This is a genomic window from Halosimplex pelagicum (genome assembly GCF_013415905.1).
Classification (GTDB): domain Archaea; phylum Halobacteriota; class Halobacteria; order Halobacteriales; family Haloarculaceae; genus Halosimplex; species Halosimplex pelagicum.
Map to the genome: position 1 here is coordinate 1,813,085 of NZ_CP058909.1, position 19,924 is coordinate 1,833,008.

15 protein-coding genes are annotated in these 19,924 nt (G+C 65.1%); 13 read left to right on the top strand and 2 right to left on the bottom strand.

The window, feature by feature from the left end; translation table 11 throughout:
• Nucleotides 1-171 precede the first annotated feature (171 nt).
• From HZS54_RS08945 to HZS54_RS08980, 8 genes are all read left to right on the top strand, one after another.
• Nucleotides 172-5,040, top strand: a complete 4,869-nt coding sequence (locus tag HZS54_RS08945; protein ID WP_179922049.1) for a hypothetical protein — start codon at nucleotides 172-174, stop codon at nucleotides 5,038-5,040.
• An 88-nt stretch (nucleotides 5,041-5,128) separates the two neighbouring features.
• A complete protein-coding gene (locus HZS54_RS08950) occupies nucleotides 5,129-5,476 on the top strand; it encodes a hypothetical protein (RefSeq protein WP_179922051.1) in 348 nt (115 codons plus the stop codon).
• 97 nt (nucleotides 5,477-5,573) lie between these two features.
• Nucleotides 5,574-7,655 carry a hypothetical protein gene (locus tag HZS54_RS08955; RefSeq protein ID WP_179922053.1) on the top strand — a complete coding sequence of 694 codons (2,082 nt, stop codon included), beginning with the start codon at nucleotides 5,574-5,576 and terminating at the stop codon, nucleotides 7,653-7,655.
• Nucleotides 7,656-7,686: 31 nt separating this feature from the next.
• Nucleotides 7,687-8,079 carry a hypothetical protein gene (locus HZS54_RS08960; RefSeq protein ID WP_179922055.1) on the top strand — a complete coding sequence of 131 codons (393 nt, stop codon included), beginning with the start codon at nucleotides 7,687-7,689 and terminating at the stop codon, nucleotides 8,077-8,079.
• Nucleotides 8,072-8,356 carry a hypothetical protein gene (locus HZS54_RS08965; protein WP_179922057.1) on the top strand — a complete coding sequence of 95 codons (285 nt, stop codon included), beginning with the start codon at nucleotides 8,072-8,074 and terminating at the stop codon, nucleotides 8,354-8,356. Before HZS54_RS08960 ends, HZS54_RS08965 begins: the two co-directional genes overlap by 8 nt.
• Complete coding sequence (locus tag HZS54_RS08970) at nucleotides 8,349-8,780, top strand: hypothetical protein (RefSeq protein WP_179922059.1); 432 nt, start codon at nucleotides 8,349-8,351, stop codon at nucleotides 8,778-8,780. Before HZS54_RS08965 ends, HZS54_RS08970 begins: the two co-directional genes overlap by 8 nt.
• Nucleotides 8,781-9,568: 788 nt before the next feature.
• On the top strand, nucleotides 9,569-10,546 hold the full coding sequence (locus HZS54_RS26205) for a hypothetical protein (protein ID WP_246391863.1): 978 nt from the start codon (nucleotides 9,569-9,571) through the stop codon (nucleotides 10,544-10,546).
• 1,143 nt (nucleotides 10,547-11,689) lie between these two features.
• Nucleotides 11,690-12,142, top strand: a complete 453-nt coding sequence (locus tag HZS54_RS08980) for a hypothetical protein (RefSeq protein WP_179922063.1) — start codon at nucleotides 11,690-11,692, stop codon at nucleotides 12,140-12,142.
• Nucleotides 12,143-12,596: 454 nt separating this feature from the next.
• On the opposite strand, the gene HZS54_RS08985 is transcribed toward HZS54_RS08980, so the two are convergent.
• A complete protein-coding gene (locus HZS54_RS08985) occupies nucleotides 12,597-13,637 on the bottom strand; it encodes a DHH family phosphoesterase (protein ID WP_179922065.1) in 1,041 nt (346 codons plus the stop codon).
• Nucleotides 13,638-13,715: 78 nt separating this feature from the next.
• Complete coding sequence (locus HZS54_RS08990) at nucleotides 13,716-15,026, bottom strand: hypothetical protein (RefSeq protein ID WP_179922067.1); 1,311 nt, start codon at nucleotides 15,024-15,026, stop codon at nucleotides 13,716-13,718.
• A gap of 209 nt (nucleotides 15,027-15,235) precedes the next feature.
• Between HZS54_RS08990 and HZS54_RS08995 the strand changes: the two genes are divergently transcribed.
• The 5 genes from HZS54_RS08995 (at nucleotide 15,236) to HZS54_RS09015 (ending at nucleotide 19,909) form a co-directional block, all read left to right on the top strand.
• Nucleotides 15,236-15,514: a hypothetical protein gene (locus HZS54_RS08995; protein WP_179922069.1), complete on the top strand. Its 279-nt coding sequence runs from the start codon at nucleotides 15,236-15,238 to the stop codon at nucleotides 15,512-15,514.
• A gap of 193 nt (nucleotides 15,515-15,707) precedes the next feature.
• Complete coding sequence (nadE, locus tag HZS54_RS09000) at nucleotides 15,708-16,556, top strand: NAD(+) synthase (protein WP_246391865.1); 849 nt, start codon at nucleotides 15,708-15,710, stop codon at nucleotides 16,554-16,556.
• Between the two features lie 95 nt (nucleotides 16,557-16,651).
• Nucleotides 16,652-17,710: a DUF4129 domain-containing protein gene (locus tag HZS54_RS26045; protein WP_218927133.1), complete on the top strand. Its 1,059-nt coding sequence runs from the start codon at nucleotides 16,652-16,654 to the stop codon at nucleotides 17,708-17,710.
• The gene (locus HZS54_RS09010; RefSeq protein ID WP_179922071.1) at nucleotides 17,707-18,321 is read left to right on the top strand and encodes a DUF7269 family protein; all 615 of its coding nucleotides are present in this window, start codon (nucleotides 17,707-17,709) and stop codon (nucleotides 18,319-18,321) included. The genes HZS54_RS26045 and HZS54_RS09010 overlap by 4 nt, the downstream gene beginning before the upstream one ends.
• Entirely contained in the window at nucleotides 18,314-19,909 is a 1,596-nt protein-coding gene (locus HZS54_RS09015) for a DUF58 domain-containing protein (protein WP_179922073.1), read from the top strand. Before HZS54_RS09010 ends, HZS54_RS09015 begins: the two co-directional genes overlap by 8 nt.
• Nucleotides 19,910-19,924 lie beyond the last annotated feature (15 nt).

Here is a 19,924-nt window from a genome sequence, read left to right on the forward strand (position 1 = left end):
GTCGCGTCCGTCACGGGACTCGACCGGAGCGTTCTGCGGTTGCGAGACGGCTGAGGAGTCCGGTTCCGGCTTCGGGATACTGCTTCACCGGACACTGGACGGATGGATTACTTGTTCTAGATACGTGTGTTTTCAAAACAATTTAATAGCGGGAGATAACCCATTCGTGTTATGGGATCTATGGGTCGGCTGGGGGCAGTGGTGGCTGCCTACCTGCTGGTGACGGCGACGTTCACGCCGCTGGTCTCGATCGGGACGGTCGAAGCGGCGGGGAACGAATCGATCGCGGCGGGGAACGCGCCTCAGTCGTTAAAGACACAGGCAGTCGAGGATACGAGAGAACTGACCGCAACGACGCGGCGGTTCGAGTCAGCACGGGACCGAGCGGCCGACCGGTTCAACGATTCGCGTCAGCACTACCGCGGACCTGTCCGGGCGTCGTCGGCGAAGCTGTTCAACCACGACGCTGTTGGGGTGCAGGCGTTGACCGCGTTCGCCGGGACCGACGCAGCGGACAACGCGACGGCGGTCGCAGACGCTGTCCTGCGGATTGACAACCAGACCGCCTATCAGGAGGTGGCCGACGCGCGGCGACTGTTGAACGAGTCGCGCGGCGATATCGATAACGAAGGGGTCGTCCGTAGCATGGAGGCACACCTCGACAACGCCGAGCGGACGTACGACCGCGCCGAAGGGACGATGTCCCGGGCGCGCGACGCCGATGGGCGGCGAGCCATCCGGTTGCGGGCGAGTGCGCTCCGCCAGTTACGAGGGGTCTGGCGGCAGGCGCACTTCGTCGTCGAGCGCGCGGTCGAGCGGACGAACGCGACGCTGCCCGTCGGGACGGTCGACGGAGACAACGAGGCTGCTCCCGGTGACGGCAACGAGACGGATGGTGCGCTCGACGGGAACGTCTCGGCGACGGTCTTGTCCCGGGACGATCCGATACGCGACGGGGGCGATCCCGGTAACTACACCGTCGGCGTGAACGTCTCGGCGGACGGGCCAGTCGCTCTCGACACGCTCGTGGCTTCGGTCAACGGGGGCCGCGTCGTCGGGCGGAACCTCACGGGACTGGTCGTCACCGCGAATCGGAGCCTCCCGGTCGGCGTGTCTGTCCCGCTCGATGCGGGCGGGAATCGCGTGAACGTAACAGTCGTCGGGAACAACGGAACGACGACGGCGAACGCGACGCTCAGGCTCGACGGTGACGGGCTGAACGCGACCTACGAGACCGAAGTCCTCGGCACGGACCCGCTCGACCCCGACAGCGACTCGTCGATGACCGACGCCGACGAGGCCGACGACGGGACGATCGACGGGCGGACGGACTTCGACAACGACTCGCTCGGGACGATGACCGAACACGACATCGGGACGGACCCGCTCGCGGCCGACACCGACGGCGACGGACTGACCGACCGCGAGGAGTTCCTGACGGAGACGGACCCGCTCGTGGCGGACACCGACGGTGACGGGACCGTCGACGGCGAGGAGGACCCTGACGGCGACGGGCTGACCCACGCCGAGGAGGTTGCCGAGGGGACCGCGCCGCTGTTCGCCGACGGCGACGGTGACGGCGTCAGCGACCCGAACGAACTCGCAAACGGCACGGACCCGCTCGACCCCGACTCGGACGGCGACGGCTTAACCGACGGCGAGGAGCCGACCGCGCCCTTCGAGACAGACCCGATCGACGCCGACACCGACGGCGACGGCGTCGATGACGGCAACGAGACGTACACGACACGGGTCGAAAACGAGACCATCGGCGTCTCGCTAGCGATGACGGGCGAGGGCAACGTCGCTGACGGTGTCACGCTGGAGGCAACGCCGAGTCCGCTCGGAAACGAGAGCGTCAGCGCCGGCCCGACGATCCACATCAGGAACCGGACGAGTTTCGAGAGCGCGACGCTCACCCTTTCGGTCGAGGCGTCGCGCGATCCGTCCGAGTACGACGATCTGGCTGTGTACAAGTGGGACGGAACCCGCGGCGGCGACTGGCACAGCGTCGACGCCACCTTCGACCGAGTGAACGGAACGGCGACGGTGACGACCGATTCGTTCTCCTACTACACGGTGATCGACGTGGACAGCTGGCGGTCGGCCCGGCGCGTCGACGGCGTCGCGCCGGTCGACCTGGAAGCGGAGCAGGCGGCGGGGCGGCTCTCGTGTTCGGGTGACTGCACCGTCACGAACGCGACGGCGACGCTCGGTGGAGAGCCGGATTCGCTGGAGATCACGGTGGCCCAGGGCAACCGGTCGTTCGCGGTGACGCCGCTGAGCAACGGGCTAACCATCGAGCGGTTCTACGACTTCGGCGACTTCGAGATCAACTCGCCGCTGCCCGTCGCCAAGAGCGACACCAGCCGGCTGTTCTTCTGGGCCGGGCCGAAGGGACTGAGTCTGGTGACGATCCACGACAAGGCCGACGACGGCTCGGGCGGCGCGGCGTCGCTGGATCTGGCGGGGCTGCCGACGAGCGTCGGTGAGTGGGTGGTCAGAGACGACGACACCGGCAACGACGACTACTCCGACGGCGGGACGGACCCCGACTGGAAGTGGAGTCGGCACAACACGGACGGCGGCGCCTACCGCGGCGGGCTGACCGGCGAGACGATCACGATAACGCCGGCGTTCAACGAGGCGGCGGGCAAGGAGATCTACGACCCCGGTCGGATCCGCCGCTGGGAGTTCCTGACCGGGCAGGCGACCGACCCGCGCAACGTCAGCCTGGACCTCGACGAACCGATCACGGTCGAGGTGCCCGAGGCGCTGGCGAACGGGTCGGCGACCGACGACGCGAGCACGGGCTCGCTCGAATGGAGCTACGACGTGCCGTCGTCGGTCGGCGACCGCGGGCTGGATCTGACCTACCAGACCGAACAGACCGGGATGGACCCCAACGCGACGGTGGTGGTGAGTGGCTACCGGCAGGCGGCCGACCCGCGCAACCGGCGCCAGATCACCGAACGGTACAATCTGACGCTGGGGACGGTCGGGACCGTGCGCCAATACGTCCCGCTGGACGCGTTCCAGCCGGGCACCGACGTGACGGTCCGGGCGGTCTCGGCGAACGTCTCGACGCGGCTGCAGGTGACGACGCGGACGGACACGGACGGCGACGGCCTGTGGAACGCCTGGGAGAACAAGACCTACGCGTACGAGCACATGGCCGCGATGGGTTCGGGTCGTGCGACCGGACGAGTGCGGCCGACCCAGACGTTCAACACGTCCTGGAAGGACCCGGATACCGACGACGACGGCGTCTCCGACGGGCAGGAGTACTCGGTGCGACGGCTGCCCGCGAACGACACTCGTGAGACGGCACGGCTGATCGCTAATTCGACGACGCATCCGACGGACCCGGACACTGACGGTGACGGGGCACTGGACGACGAGTTCCGGGGATGGAACATCACCGTCGTTGAAACGGCCAGCGGCGACCCGTTCCGGTACTACAACCGTTCGAAGAGCGACCCGCCGGAGAGCGGCCGGACGATCGGGACCATACACGTCTCTTCGGAGCCGCTGGACCGCGACACTGATGGCGACGGTCTCGTCGACGGCGTCGAGAAAGGAATCACGTTCACCGACCCCAGAGCCGAGGTAACGTACGAACTGACCGAGCAGCACCAGGATCTCGTCGAGCGTCTCGCGGCCGATGGTCGTGCCGGTGTGGCGGTCGGCGCGCACATCGTCGAGCGTCGTGGGCAACTGTCGTCGCTGGAGTTGACCGACCGGACCGACGACTTCGATTTCGTCCGGCCGACGTTCGGCCAGGACCTCGCCAGAGTGGACTTCCACGCGCTGGATTCGGTCGTTCGGACGGACACGTGGCTGTCGAACGAAGAGGAGGTCGACAAATCGCTCGTGTTCAACGGGAGCGTGAATCCGTGGGATCCGGACTCGGACGACGACGGGCTGACCGACGGGCAGGAAGTCCACGGTGTGACGGAGGCTGTGAGTGCCGATCTCGTCGAGATGGACGAGTCGGTGAGTTACGAGACGGATCCGACGGACCCGGATACGGACGGCGATGGGTACTGGGACGGCTGGATCGGGGTGTACGGTGTCGACTGGAGCGACAACGTGATCCTGTATCAGGAACATCTCTACACCGGTGACGGGGTCGAAGGCGACGAGGTGGTCCCACAACAGGTCGGCACGCATCACGTTTCAGGTCCGGTACCGGGCGCAGATGTCGACAGCGACGGCAAACGCGAACACTCGAACATCCACCTGGGCGAGACGTACTGGGACGGCAAAGCGGGACATTCGGCAGATCCGATGGGCGCAGGATCCGAACCCGACCTCAACCTCGCTGTCGAAGTCGACCGGTACGAGAACGCTTCCGCCCATCCGATCGGGTTCGAACAATTGTTCGAGAACGTTAGCAACAACTACGCACTGTACGGATTCAATGTCACGTTCACTATGTCTGATACGTTTTCCCGCTCCCGCCTTCGAACCAAACTACTCCCCTACGGGAAGGTGGGACTACCGATAGATTACAAAGAGAGCGTTGCTCTGGAGCAGATGTACCACGACGACTCGTCTAAACTATACATGTTCGTGACAACGGAAGGTGGGAATAACTCTGAATTTATTGTTCAAAGTTTTGACGGAGGAATCGCTTCTACAAACGGGAACAGTGGTGGATTTGGATGGGGAGTACTCATATTCACTGCGGACCACGACCAGTCTCAGAATCCAAATCATAAGCGCGCACATCATCTACAAAAGACAGTAGTACACGAAGTAGGCCATATCATTGGTGCTGGACGGAAAGATGATGGTGTGGGACTCAATCCGTTCGGTGAAGTATACAGCGGCAGTGAGAAACCTCCTGTAGATCAGACCCTCGAGGCCGTTGGAAGGCCCGTATTCGACGATCCGAGGTGGAGCGTCATGTCTTCTGGCTGGGTAGATGAAGCGGCCGCTCACCCGATGAACGGCTCGTACATGGCATATAGTATCGAGGAGCTACTATCGGTCGAACTACGCAACATTGCAACAATTGAAAACGATGGCTCGTAAGGATATAATCCTCGCAGCAATGGCCTGCTTACTGGTCTCTCTAGCTGGTTGTCACGCCAGTCCCCAGTCGTGGACGTTGGAAGGTGATGTGGAACGGATCTCTCAGGCCGACTCCGGGATCAACATGACAGTAACTGTCTCTATTCAGGGACAAGGGGATGGTGTACAACTCAAAGGCGTAAAAGCCGTCTTCCTCTCCGCTGATAAGCGTATCGTCGAGACCCACAGCCTTGGAACGATGGCCAACGAACTTGAAACGGGATACCACAATTTCAGCGTCGTGCTGCCAGAGCGCCCCCACTATATCGATTTCAAGTATGACTCACTGAGTCAACCGTCTAACGCGGCCGGAGACGCTGTCGGTTTGCGTTTAACTGATAAGTACGAGGGGATCCATCGATACAGAACGTATTCAGACTACGAACCAGAGTACTGACAGCAAAGATGGTGTTGGGGGGTCCGAACTAACTACCGGTGATCGTTGTAGCCGTTGCTCTTCTGGGTGTAACCTCACGCTGGGAACGGTCAGGACCGTGCGCCAATACGTCCCGCTCGACGCGTTCCAGCCGGGGACTGACGTGACGGTGCGGGCGGTCTCGGCGAACGTCTCGACGCGGTTGCAGGTGACGACGCGGACGGACACGGACGGCGACGGCCTGTGGAACGCCTGGGAGAACAAGACCTACGCGTACGAGCACCTGCCGGCGACGGATTCGGAGCGGAATCCGACGCTTCCGGCACCGGAGCAACACTTCAACACGTCCTGGCAGGACCCCGACACCGACGACGACGGTGTCTCCGACGGGCAGGAGTACTCGGTGCGACGATTGCCCGCGAACGACACGCGCGAGACAGCTAGATTAGTCGCCAATTCGACGACGCATCCGACGATGCCCGATACCGATGGCGACGGTTTGTTGGACGACGAGTCCCGTGGCTGGAACATTACCGTCGTCGAGTCGACCAGCGGCGCACCGTACCGCTACTACAATCGGACGAAAAGCGACGAGCCGACGGGCGGGCGGACCGTCGAGACCGTCCGGTTCTCGTCGGACCCGTTGAGTACCGACACTGACGACGACGGGCTAACTGACGGCGTAGAGCGGAATCGGACGCATACGGACCCGCGGTCGCGCGTGACCTACGTCCTGACCGGTGTCCACCAGCAGATGCTCGAAAAGCTCGTCTCGAACGGGCGCCGCGATGCCGCGGTGGATATGGACATCGTCGAGCGCCGCGGCCGCGTCGACGACCTCGTGTTGACCGATCGGACCGACGACTTCGACTTCGTGCGGCCCGACGGCGGGAAGACTGTCGTCGACCGGCTCGATTTCACGGCGCTGGACGGAACGACGCGGACGGATACGTGGTTGTCGAACGAAGAGGAACTTCGATGGTCGGTGTTCAACGCCGGCGAGCTCGGCGTCTGGGACCCCGACACGGACGACGACGGACTGACCGACGGCCAGGAGGTGAACGGGCTGACGAAGGTCAACGGCCGGAGTGTCGTTAAGACCGACGAGAGTGTGAGTTATGGCACCGACCCGACGGATGCCGACACGGACGGCGACGGGTACTGGGACGGCTGGATAGGAGTCTACGGGGTAGAGTGGTCTGATAACGTCGTTCTGTATCAGGAGCATCTTTCAACTGGAGATGGGATCGAAGGCGACGAAGTAGTCTCCGAACAGGCCGGAATTCATAATGTTTCGATTCCGATTACAGGTGCAGACATCGACGGCGACAACAACCTCGAACACTCGAATATCCACATCGGTGAACTCCACTGGGGGACCGCCCCGGAAACGCCGACACCCAGTCTGGACCAGCGAACAACTCTGCACGTCGAGGTGGACTGGATCGAAGGACAAAACCCGTACAACGAGACCATCGGCGGGCAGAGTCTACTCGACTCGATCGAGGAGAACTATGCCCTCTATGGACTCAATATCGTCTTCCACCGGGATGACCGTCTCACGACCGCCAACGTAACTAGTGTCTGCAAACAGCCTGGGGTTGGGCCCGGGCCCACCTGCGGTGGCACAGTCACCCTTCCTGGGTTGAACGCGCACGAACTCGACAAGGTAGAAGATCGGTATCACGACGATACCAGTAGACATCACATCCTGTTCGCGACGAACTACGCGGCTGACACACCGATATTGTCGACTCACGACCCCTTCATGGATTCCGACGTTGACGGACTCGAAGGTCACACGGGGTCGCCAGGCCAACGCAATCTGATCCCGACCGCACCGTATGGATCAGTCATACTGGCCGACCAACCAGAATTAAGCGACGCCGAGACGTTGAAGAGCACGACGATGCACGAACTCGGCCACGGCCTGGGAATCGGCTGGCTTGACGACAAAGGACCCGGCCACATCGCCGAGTGCTATAGCGGAGATTTCTGTGTCGGTCAGTTTGGCGTCGGTGGTGGTGACGACGAAACGCCAGAGAGGATCGAAATTCCGGGCAGAGGGATTCAAACGGCAGAATGGAGTATAATGGGAGAAACTGGCGATCCCATCGGATCCCCTTTCGAAACATATCGATATAGCATTGAGGAATTGTTGACAATCGATTTTAATGATGTCCCGTCCACAGATGATTGAACAAATTTCGAAACGAGAATTCTTAACATTCGTGGCATCTGCGATGATTCTAATTAGCGGTTGTCATTCGAGGTCTCATGCGGAACTTGGATTTGATTCCGTAAGTGTCAACCAGACCGGTTCGACATATACCATCGAAGGTGAGATCGGACTTGGCGTCACTGGCGACTGGGAGTCGTTCAAGAACGTCTCCGCTGTCGGTCTTGACGAAAACGGTGCCGTGATCTGTCGTCAAGTCATCGGCGAGATCGATGCAGAATACGTGGGCGGCGGTAACTCTGTAACGCTTACGTGTGAACAGTTTCCACACGCGCTCACATACGAGATTGAGCGCGACCCCTGTTCCCAGGGCGTAATAGTGAACAAAATGGTATACGACGAAGAGCGAGACCTCTGGGTTGAAGAACCGATCGAATGTGAGTGAACTCAGCCGGGGCCTGGGCGCTGGCTGGCTCGACAACAAAGGGTCCGGCCACATCGCCGAGTGTTACAGCGGTCAAGACTGTGCCGGTCAATTTGGCGTCGGTGATGGTAATGATAACACTAATGAGACCGTTGTATTGTCAGGCTCCACTACACAGGTATGGAGCATCATGGCACGAACCGGGGGGCCGAGAGCTTCCAGTTTAAAAATGTATAGATATAGCATTGAAGAACTATTAACAATAGACTTCGAGGATGTCCCCTCAACAAATGAGTGAGCTTCTTTCGAGACGCCGATTACTCTTGAGCGGAGTCGCACTGTCGAGTCTACTCAGCGGTTGTCACTCCGACACTCATGCAAGTCTCCTGTTCGGATCAATCGAAGTAAGTGACAACGATTCGACGTACGAAATTGAATTCGAAGTGCGCCTCAGCGTCGGCGGGGACTGGGAGTCGTTCAAGAACGTTTCCGCTGTCGGCCTCGATAAAAACGGCACTGTGATCTGTCGTCAACACATCGGCGAGATCGATGCAGACTACGTTGGTGGCGACAACCCTGTAACGCTCACCTGTGACGAGTTCCCCCACGCGCTCACATATGAAATCGAGCGCGACCCCTGCTCTCGGGGTGTAACAGTTAACAAAATGGCATACGACGAAGAACGAGATCTCTGGGTAGAGGAACCGATCGAGTGCGAATAAATGGGCACTCCTCTTGACAGAGTTTCCAGGTTATGCTCATACAGCCAAGGAAGGACGATGCACGAACTCGGCCACGGCCTGGGAATCGGCTGGCTCGACGACAAAGGACCCGGCCACATCGCCGAGTGTTACAGCGGGAGTTTCTGTGTCGGTCAGTTTGGCGTCGGCGGTGGTGACGACGGTACGACGGGATCCACCGATACAGAACGTATTCAGACTACGATCCGGAGTACTGATTGCAAAGATGGTACTGAGCGGTACGAACCGACTCCCCATCTAATGTCTGTCCGACGCTCTCAGAATCATGATTGATCGGAAATTCCTGCTCTTGGCTGTCGTGCTGTTCGTTCCGCTGAGCGGTTGTGATACGGGTCACGGTCCGTGGACGCTCGAGGGAAACATCGAAGAAGTCTCTCAGGTCGAATCTGGATACAACGTTACCGTAGATGTTTCTCTTCAGAGCGACGGTGATGGTGTTCATCTCTCAGAAGTGAAAGCGGTCTTTCTCTCGGAGAATTCGACCGTCCTCACAAAGAAGATGATCGGTGGTATGACACAGTCGAATAGCAGTCGGTCTCGGAGATTTAGCGTCGTTACTTCCAAGCGCCCATACTATATAAATATTAAATATAGCTCGGTAGAGCAACCCGCAGGCGCTTCGGGTTCTGTCGTTGGTCTCCGTTTGACTGGAGACCAACCATCAGAGTATCGGTACCTCACCTATTCTGACTACGACTCGAAATACTGACAGCGATGGTCGAAGAGAAATAGAACCAAGTTTTAGGCCCATGCCTTGCTTGCGGCTCACTAGGCAGCTCAACCCAATCATCGGAACGGTCGGGACTGTGCGCCAATACGTCCCGCTCGACGCGTTCCAGCCGGGCACCGACGTGACGGTCCGGGCGGTCTCGGCGAACGTCTCGACGCGGTTGCAGGTGACGACGCGGACGGACACGGACGGCGACGGCCTGTGGAACGCCTGGGAGAACAAGACCTACGCGTACGAGCACATGGCCGCGACGGGTTCGGGTCGTGCGACCGGACGAGTGCGGCCGACCCAGACGTTCAACACGTCCTGGAAGGACCCGGATACCGACGACGACGGCGTCTCCGACGGGCAGGAGTACTCGGTGCGACGGCTGCCCGCGAACGACACTCGTGAGACGGCACGGCTGATCGCTAATTCGACGACGCATCCGACGGATCCGGACACTGACGGTGACGGGGCACTGGACGACGAGTTCCGGGGCTGGAACATCACCGTCGTCGAGACGACGAGCGGCGACCCGTTCCGGTACTACAACCGTTCGAAGAGCGACCCGCCGGAGAGCGGCCGGACGATCGGGACCATACACGTCTCTTCGGAGCCGCTGGACCGCGACACTGATGGCGACGGTCTCGTCGACGGCGTCGAGAAGGCGACTACGTTCACCGACCCCAGAGCCGAGGTAACGTACGAACTGACCGAGCAGCACCAGGATCTCGTCGAGCGTCTCGCGACCGACGACCGGGGCGGTGTGGCGGTCGGCGCGCACATCGTCGAGCGTCGTGGGCAACTGTCGTCGCTGGAGTTGACCGACGGGACCGACGACTTCGATTTCGTCCGGCGACGTTCGGCCAGGACCTCGCCAGAGTGGACTTCCACGCGCTGGATTCGGCCGTGCGGACGGACACGTGGCTGTCGAACGAGGAAGAAGTCGACAAGTCGCTCGTGTTCAACGGGAGCGTCAACCCGTGGGATCCGGACTCGGACGACGACGGGCTGACCGACGGGCAGGAAGTCCACGGTGTGACGGAGGCTGTGAGTGCCGATCTCGTCGAGATGGACGAGTCGGTGAGTTACGACACTGATCCGACGGACCCGGACACGGACGGCGATGGGTACTGGGACGGCTGGATCGGGGTGTACGGTGTCGACTGGAGCGACAACGTGGTGCTGTACCAGGAGCATCTCCCGGGCGGAATCAGCGGTGACCAAATGGTTTCGGAGCAGGCAGATATCCACAACGTGACGGGAACGAACACGCCCGGCGCGGATATCTTCGACAACGGGACGAAGTTCCACTCCGCCGTTCACGTCGGAGAGCGCCACTGGAACACTGTTCCGACTTCACGGTCTGATGACCCAGATACGTCGCTCGGTATTGAAGTAGACTATCTTCGAGGCCACGATCCACAGCAAATTACGAACAATCAAAATGAGTCGGTACTGGAATTGGCGAAGGAAAACTATCGTCTCTACGGTATCGATCTGAATTTCTCTATCAGTGACGAGCTTGCGAAACCCGACCTCAGGGATGTCTGTAGAGCAAGTAACGAGAACAATTGTAAATTTGATCCGACAGTTGGCAATATCACCCCAGATACGTTCAACGCAAACGAGCTGTCCCGGGTTGAAGGGGAGTTCCACGATAACGAGTCGAAACTACACTTACTGTTCGTGAATCAGTACAACGACCCTCCGACCGAATTACCTAAATTCTACCCACACGACTTGTTCGTTGAGGAAGGTGTCCCCGGTGTTGCGGGGCACACTGGATCACCAGCGATGATCACTGCACTCGAAACGAATCCGGCGTTTGGGGTGCCGTACGGGGCAGTTATCTTTACGGATTCCACGGGAGGAACATCCGACACATACGCTGTTCTCATGGAGGAGATCGGTCACACACTCGGAGCGGGATACGCAGACGACAAAGTCGGGAAAATCGCGGAGTGTTACAGCGGCGGAGACTGCTACGGGATAGGGATCGGTGGAGGGACTGACCAGACACCAGAGCAGATCCGTTTCGGTAAGACGGCCAGCGACGAGTGGAGTGTCATGGCGACGAGTCCAAGAAGCATCGATGGGTTCTATGCCTTCAGCGTCGAAGAAATTTCGACAATAGACACGGACGACATCCCTTCCCATGGCTGACCGACAGAGATCGAGACGGTGGGTGATCGAGACGGCGGTCGTAGCCGCGGCGTCGGTGACGGCCGGGTGCGAACGCTGGAGTCGCATGCGGAGCATCTCGTTTCAGCGACTCCGCATCGAGACGACGAACGGAACGGACAGAGTCACTGGCGCCGTCGCCGTCAGGTCACAGGGGCCGGACGGGTGGCGAACTTTCCACGACGTATCCGCCGTCGCGTACGACGACGAGGGTGAGCGGATCAACGCGACGGCACTGGGGGCCATCGACGGAACGACTGGGGACATCGAGTTCACGCTCACTTGTGAGCACCACCCTGACCGGATCGTAATCGAGGCCGCCGAGTCACCTTGCGACCCGGACACGTCGATGGACGTGTACGTTTCCGTCGGCCGCGACGACGGAACGCCGATCTGGGAACAGCGAGACCATGCGTGTGAGCCATAGGCGACGGCCGCCGTTGGGGCTGGCCGATCGAACCATACAGACGAATCTCTGACATGTTTCGAGCGTCGTTTTCGGAAACACCAGAAATACCAGACTGACTCGACGGCCAGTTCGAACTGGAGGAGACCCCATTCCAGGTGCGTGGGAGATCATTCCGATCCCGTACTCGGTGCCGGGGATCGACAATATCTCGGTCTACTTCTACTCCGATAACGGTGAGGTGCTGGAGGGGTGAGGGGTAGAAGAACTCAATAGCGGAGTAAACGTCTCGATCGGGGTCGAAACCGCGACGAGATACGTGACCGCCGACTCACCCGAGTTCTGGTCTCGGTCCAATGTTCAGACCCTCTACTACTACAAAGCAGGAACCTCCGACGGGCGCCGAACTACGAGTCGGCGTGGGTCTCTTCGAAGGCTGGCTCCCCGACGGCTCACGAAGCGCCGGCTTAGCCCCTCATCCCGACGACTCCTCCGAGAGCCGGAGCTCGGCGACGAGGCGGGCGCTGATCACCTGTTCGACGATGTCGACCAGCGCCTCGTCGTCGTCGGTGTAGTCGGCGAACACGCCGAGGGGAACCTCGCCGCCGGCCATGTCCTGGTGGCCGCCGGCGGCGCCGACGTCGCCGAAGGCGTCGTCGAGGGCGTCGCCGAGGTGGATGCGGGGGTCGGTCGTCCGGCCGCTGAGGTGGATCGACCGGCCGGCGATGCCGAAGACGATGGCGGTCTCGACGCCCTCCAGGGTCCGGAGGTAGTCGGCGGCCTGCGGGAGGGCGTCGCGCTCGGTCGTCCGGCCGACGTTGGAGATGAGCACGGAGCCGCGGGTCCGCCGGTGTTCGATGGCGGTGGCGATGGCGTCGAGGGTGGCGCCGGTGACCGACGGGCTGGCGAGCTGGCGGAGCAGGGCGGTGTCGGCCCGCTCGTGGAGGTAGCCGGCGGCCTCGTACTCGGCGCGGGTGGTCCCGCGGAGGAACTCCAGGGTCTCCCGGCGGATGGCGAACAGCAGCGCCGTCGCGAGCTCCTCGTCGAGGTCCGCGTCGAGGTCGCGGACGTACTCGGTGAAGATGGTGGCGGTCGCGCCGATCCCCTCGCGGTGGTCGACGAAGCGGGCGTCGATATCCTCGGCGGGGTGGTGGTCGACGACGATGTCGACGGGCGCGTCCGCGGGGACGCGGTTGTTCCGGCCGGGGACGGAGTGGTCGACGAACGCGAGCAGCGACCCCGCGGGCCGGTCGCGGGCCATCGCGGGGTCGAACGGCTGCAGATCGATGTCGAGCAGGGTGACGAACGCGCGGTTCTGCTGGTGGGAGATCTCCCCGCTGTAGGCGATCCGCCACTCCTCGACGCCGGCCGCCGCCGCGATCCGGCCGAGCGCGAGCGCGCTCGCCAGGCAGTCGGGGTCGGGGTTGTTGTGACAGACGATAGTGACGGCTTCGCCCTCCCGCAGGAGGTCGCGAAGCTCTCGGGCCGGACGTGCGGTCGGCGATGACTGACTCATCGTGTGGCTCGGACGAGCCGTCTAGGCGCCCGGTCGACAAAACGCTCCGGCCGGCACACGCCATCGTTCCGGGCGCGCTCACGAGCCGTCGGTCGCGATCTTCGACAGGGCGTCGTAGACCGGGTACAGCGACGCGTAGACGGGATAGGGGAGGTTCCGCGCGACGGCCCGAGCAAGCCGCTCGCGGCGCGCCGGGGTGGCCTCGCTGGCGACCGCGCGCATGTCGACGCCGTCGAGCCACCGGAAAAAGTCGGTCGCGCCGTCGACGGGGAACGACCGGTCGAGGTCGATGTGGGACTGGATGTCCTCCCAGTGGAAGCGAGTGTGCTCGTCCATCACGAACGCCGGCTCCTCGAAGGCCACGCGGATCTCGCCGAACGTCTGCCGGTCGGCCTCGTAGCCGAACTCCCGCGGGTCGAGCCCCGCGAGGACGAGCCCGACGATCGTCCGGTAGCACTTCTCGCAGTCGTTGCAGTTGCCGCCGGCGGCGTCGTGGATGCACGTCCGCAGCGGGAACCGCTCGCCCGTCTCCGCGACGTACGCGGCGATGCGCTCGATCTTCTCCTGGCGGGTGAGCTCGAACCCGTCGTGGTTCCCGCGGCTGTGGCCCCAGCGGACCCGGTCGTCGATCTCCGGGTGCGAGCCCCACGGCTCGTCGAACCCCGCTGTGTGGCTGGCCGCGATGTGGACCGTCCCGAGGCCGAGCGCGTGCGAAAGCGGCGCACACAGCCCGAGCAGCCCCAGCCCGTGGCCGACGGAGCTGTACCAGGCGCCGTCCACGTAGCGCTTGTAGTGGGCCTGCAGCATCGGGGTGTCCAGCACCGACAGGGCGTTGGACCTGACGTAGCGGCAGTCGAGGCCCCGCCGGTCGGCGAACGGTTCGACGTGGTTCCGGAACCCGCGCCAGCGGTCGTCCTCCTCCGGGCCGACGACCCACCCCTGAACGCCGATCAGCGTCGGGTCTTCGTCGCGGTGGCGGACGTAGCTGGCGACGGAGTCGATCCCGCCGGTGAACAGCAGGCCGCTCTCGTCGAACGCGTCGGCCGGGTACTCCTCCGCCGTATCGACGACCGCCTCGGGTCGGATCTCCCCGGGGTCGATGAACTCGGGGTACATCCGCGCGAGCGCCGCGCCGACCTCCTCGAGCGCGTCCAGAAAGGCCCGGTCGACCGCCGGCGCCGCCACGTCGGCGCCGTTGGCCCAGGCGACCGGCGCGACGTGGGCCAGCGCCGGGATCGACGCGACCGCGGGCGGCACGTCCGAGATATCGGCGTCGTAGTCGACGCGGACCGTGTCTCCGGCGAAAAACCGCCTGAGGTCGCGCGACGGCGTGACCTCGCACTCGACGGTCGACCCGTCGACGGTCGGTTCACCGACGACGACGGTCATCGACGGTCCCGTCCACCCGGCTCGCCGCTCGCGCGACGGCGTCGTCTCACCCACTGGTTGGCGTGCATGTTCGTCCCGATCTATAGGCGACGAGGTAGTAAATTCGGCGCTACCCACCGCCGCTCCCCGTTCCCGCCGGGGAGAAGCGCTACATGCTGGACGTAAGTGCTATATACTCGTACATATCTACCCGGTCGTCGCGACCACAGATGCAGCGGGTGGTCTCGAAGTTCCGAACGGCGCTATCGAATCCGGGTGCGGCCCTCCCGTACGTCAGGTCGCGGCTGCGGGTGGCTCGCGGGCTGGCCGCGCTCTCGCGGTACCGCCTGGCGTCGCTGTACGTCGCCGACCTGCTCGGCGGTACCGACCGGTTCGAGGACTACCTCCGGGACAACGAAGGCGACCGCTACCCCGAACTCGATGTCGACAGCCTCGACGAACTACGGTCGGTCGACTTCACGACCGAAGTCGTCCTTCGGGCGGACTGACCACCGTCCGGGCGGGTTGAACGCGGTCCAGGCGGACCGACCACCGACCCGGCGTATTAGGTGTGTCAGGACTAGGGCAGATCCCTAATAGGTATATAGACAACCGCTAAGGGCGGCCGGTCGCCCGGATCGAGTGTGACCGAACGACGCCACGCGGACGACGCGAACCGACGGACCGGGGCGGTGGTACGCCGTGAGTGACGCGGCCCGGCACCCGCGGGTGCTGGACCTGCCTCGGGACGAGACCGGACTGGCGACGACGACCGTCGCGCTCAGGCGGCTGCAGGAGCTGTTGCCGGAGTTCCTCGTCGATCTGGTGAGCGACGCCGGCGCCGAGGGGTTGGTCGTCCCGCTGGACGGCGGGGTCGCCACCGCGACGGCGGCGGCGCTGGCCGTCGACGCGGTGGGCGCCGAGGACGTGATCGGGCTCGCCATGCCGGCGGGGCTGACCGACGAGGCGACCGCGCGGACCGCCGAGACGGTCGCGGAGATGCTGGGGATCGACCACCGGCGGCTGCAGCTGCAGCCGGTCGTCGCGGCCTTTCAGGAGACGGTCGGCGACGCCGGCGGCCCGGCCGACGACCTCGTGGCGACGGACAACGCCGTCGAGCGGTTCCGGACGGCGACGACCTACTACTTCGCCAACCGCCGCGAGGCGCTGGTGGTCGGCCCGGTCGACCGGACGGACCGGCTGCTCGGGTCGGCGACGAAGTACGGCGAGACGGGCGTCGACTGCTTCCTGTTCGGCGACCTCTACGGGACGGAGGTCCGCGCGCTCGCCGCGGCGATGGACCTCCCCGTCGACATGCTCGACGGCGACGACCGCGCGCCGCCGGGCGACGCGACCGACGCGGACAGGCTCGACGTCGACGCCGAGACGGTCGACCGGGTGCTGCGCCTGCACGTCGACGAGGGCCGAGAGCCGCGGGCGGTGGCCGACCGCCTGGGGATCGACCGCTCGGTCGTGGGCCGGCTGAAAGAGTGGTGCGCGGCGACGCGACACAAGCGACACATGCCGCCGAAACCGTCGACGAACCGGTGAGAGCGGGGCGCACCGAACTCCCGTCCCCTGGGAGAGGTCTCCCAGTCGAGTTCCCCCTGCGGTACCCCTAAGGGCGGCTACCCGCTAGGAGGGGTGTGGATCCGTCACGCCTGAGCCCGCGGACGGTCGCCCTCGCGGTCCTGTGTGTCGCGGTGATCGCGTTCGCGGCGGCGACGCTGGACACGACGACGAACCCGGACCCGTCGGCCGGCGCGGGCTACGCCGGCCCGGACGACCAGCTGGGCGGCGAGCGCACGCCGGCCGAGGAGTCGACCGGCGACAGCAGGAGCCCCCGGGACTCGCCGCTCGACCTCGACTTCGACTTCGAGGAGGGGTCGCTGTTCCAGTTCTGCCAGTCGTGGCTCAAACAGCCGCTCGTCCAGCTGCTGTTGCTGTCCGGCGTCGTCGGCGTGTTCGCGCTCGGTCGTCGGCTCGACGACGCGGCGACGGGGCTGGCCGCCGTCTTCGTCGTCGGCTACCCCGGCTTCTTCCTCTATCTCCTCCTGACGAACTGCCGAACGGACCCGGGACTGCTGTCGCTCGCCGACGGCGGGCGGCCGGCCCAGGAGGGCGGCGGGCTGTTCGGCGGCGAGGCGACCGTCGCGCCGCCGTCGTTCTCGACGGCCGCGCTGCTCGTGCTCGTCGTCGCGACGTTGGTCGCCGTCGCCGCGCTGGTGTTGACCGGCAACCACGACCAGCGTGAGGAGTACGAGTCCGGCGACGACGAGGACGACTCCGAACCCGAGCCGTCGGCGGACGTGCGGGCGGTCGGCGCGGCCGCGGGGCGGGCGGCCGACCGGATCGAGGAGAGCGACGAGTTCGAAAACGAGGTCTATCGCGCGTGGGCGGCGATGACCGACCACCTCGCGGTCGACCGGCCCGAGTCGAGCACGCCGGCGGAGTTCGCGACCGCGGCAACGGCCGCGGGGATGGACCCGGCGGACGTGGCCCGGCTCACCGAGGTCTTCGAGGAGGTGCGCTACGGCGGCGAGGAGCCGACCGCCGAGCGCGAGCGGGCGGCCGTCGAGACGCTGCGGCGGATCGAGGCGACCTACGCCGACGCGGACGCCGATGCGAGCGAGGATATCGGCGGGCCCAGTGGCGCCGACGACGGCCCGGGCGCCGGCGACGACGGCGAGGTGGGCGACCGATGAGCCGGAGCGTCACGGCGACGCTGGGGGTGCTCCTGGGCGTCGTCGGGATCGCCGCGCTCGCCGTTCCACAGATCACGACGCCGCTGCCGACCGGCGACACGTTCGTCCTGATCGTCGGGCTGGTCCTCCTCCTGGGGGCGGTGGCGCAGGTCCAGCGCCGGCGTCGCACCGAACTCGACTACGCGGAGACGCCCGACGCGGAGCTGGCGGTCGACCTGCCGACGCCGGGCGACGACCTCGACCGGCGGCTCGGTCGGCTGCGACTGACGCGGTTCAACGAGGCCGAGCGCCACCGCATCAACGACGAGATCCGCGACGTGGCCGCGGCGACGATCCGGCGCCGCGACCGGGGGTCGACCGAGGCGGCCGAGCGAGCGCTCGACGAGGGGAGCTGGACCGACGACCCGTTCGCGGCGGCCTTTTTCACGGGCCGGGTGCCCGAGGCGCCGACGACCGACCGCCTGCGCGAGCTGTTCGACCGCGAGTCGCCGTTCAAGCGCCGCGCCGTCCGGGCGATCGACGCCGTCGAGCGGCTGCTGGAGAGCGACGAGCGCGGGAAGGGCGACGGCCGGCGAGCGACCGACGAGCGTCGGGAGGGCGACGATGAGTGAGGACGATCCCGGACGGTCGGGGCCCGAGCGGTCGGAGTCCGAGCGGTCGGAGTCCGAGCGGTCGGATACCCGGGACCCGGAGCCCGAGCGACCGGACGGCGGCCGAACGGTGATCGACGAGGCCGACGGGACCGACGCGGCGGACGAGCCGTCGGTCGACCCCGGTGACGGGGACAGGACCGAACCGGCGTCGGCCGGTGCGACCGAGCGGGACGGCGAGACGGCCGAGGCGGGGAAGGTCGACGACGGGGACACAGCGGACGGGTCGGCGGGCGGGGCCGACGCCGGGGGGTCGGCGGCGGTGACGGTCCGCTCGTCGCGGCTCCGCTCGACCAACCACTGGGTGGGGTTCGCGACGCTGGTCTTCGGCTCGGCGGGGCTGGGGGCGCTCGTCCGCTCGCGGGCGCTCATGCTCGCGGCCGTCGTCGGCGTCGGCTACCTCGCGTACGCGAACACGACCGAGGCGCCCGAGCCCGACCTCGCCGTCGAGCGGCGGCTCTCGGCGGACGACCCGGAGCCGGGCGACACCGTCGAGGTGACGGTCGTCGTCGAGAACGTCGGCGAGGCGGCGCTGCCGGACCTGCGGGTCGTCGAGCAGGTGCCCGAGGCGCTGGCGGTCACCGCGGGGCCGGCGCGGGCGGCGACCGCGCTCCGGCCGGGCGCCCGCATGACCTTCTCCTACACCGTCCTCGCGCGGCGGGGCGCCTACCGCTTCGAGGGGCTGACCGTGATCGCGCGCAACGCCAGCGGCAGCCGCGAGCGCGAACTCGACGCCGAGACCGAACCGGCGGCGATCACCTGCCTGGCACCGGTCGACGCGACGGAGGCGGTCCCGCTGCGCGGGCTCACCTCGCCGTACACGGGTCGGGTCTCGACCGATTCGTCGGGCGAGGGGACGGAGTTCGCGTCGCTCCGGGAGTACCAGCACGGCGACGCCCTCTCGCGGATCGACTGGAACACGTTCGCCCGCGACGGGACGCTGACGACCATGGAGTTCCGCGAGGAGCGCATGGCGACGGTGGTGGTCGTCCTCGACCTGCGCGAGGCGGCGTACCTCCAGGCCGGCGACGACGGCCCTCACGCGGTCGACCGCGGCATCGACGCGGCCCGCCGCGTGTTCAACTCGCTGCTCGGCACCGGCGACCGCGTCGGGATCGCCGCGTTCGCGGCCGAGACGGTCTGGCTGTCGCCAGGTGCGGGGCCGACCCACCGCGCCCGCGCCCGGGAGCTGCTGTCGACTCACCCGGCGCTGTCGCCGACGCCGCCGGACGGACGGGTGTACGTCCGGCTCCAGCTGCGCCGGCTGGCCCAGCGGCTCGACGACGACGCGCAGGTGGTGTTCGTCTCGCCGATGCCCGACGACACCAGCGCGGTGATCGCCCGCTCGCTGCAGGTGCGGGGCCACGCCGTCACCGTCCTCAGTCCGGACCCGACGATGCGGGACACGCCGGGGCGGCGGCTGGCGGCCGTCGAGCGGTCGAACCGGCTGAACGACCTGCGGGGCAACGACGTGCGCGTCGTCGACTGGGACGGCGACGAGCGGCTGGCCGAGGCGCTCGAACGCGCGGGCAGGCGGTGGTCGGGATGAGCGGGACGAGCGACG

Excerpts from the sequence above, each read along its gene's own strand:
- HZS54_RS09015 (WP_179922073.1), top strand. The coding sequence starts at position 18,314 with ATGAGTGAGGACGATCCCGGACGGTCGGGGCCCGAGCGGTCGGAGTCC.
- HZS54_RS08970 (WP_179922059.1), top strand. The coding sequence starts at position 8,349 with ATGAGTGAGCTTCTTTCGAGACGCCGATTACTCTTGAGCGGAGTCGCA.
- HZS54_RS09010 (WP_179922071.1), top strand. The coding sequence starts at position 17,707 with ATGAGCCGGAGCGTCACGGCGACGCTGGGGGTGCTCCTGGGCGTCGTC.
- HZS54_RS08945 (WP_179922049.1), top strand. The coding sequence starts at position 172 with ATGGGATCTATGGGTCGGCTGGGGGCAGTGGTGGCTGCCTACCTGCTG.
- HZS54_RS08985 (WP_179922065.1), bottom strand. The coding sequence starts at position 13,637 with ATGAGTCAGTCATCGCCGACCGCACGTCCGGCCCGAGAGCTTCGCGAC.
- HZS54_RS08990 (WP_179922067.1), bottom strand. The coding sequence starts at position 15,026 with ATGACCGTCGTCGTCGGTGAACCGACCGTCGACGGGTCGACCGTCGAG.
- HZS54_RS26205 (WP_246391863.1), top strand. The coding sequence starts at position 9,569 with ATGCCTTGCTTGCGGCTCACTAGGCAGCTCAACCCAATCATCGGAACG.
- HZS54_RS08995 (WP_179922069.1), top strand. The coding sequence starts at position 15,236 with ATGCAGCGGGTGGTCTCGAAGTTCCGAACGGCGCTATCGAATCCGGGT.
- HZS54_RS08980 (WP_179922063.1), top strand. The coding sequence starts at position 11,690 with ATGGCTGACCGACAGAGATCGAGACGGTGGGTGATCGAGACGGCGGTC.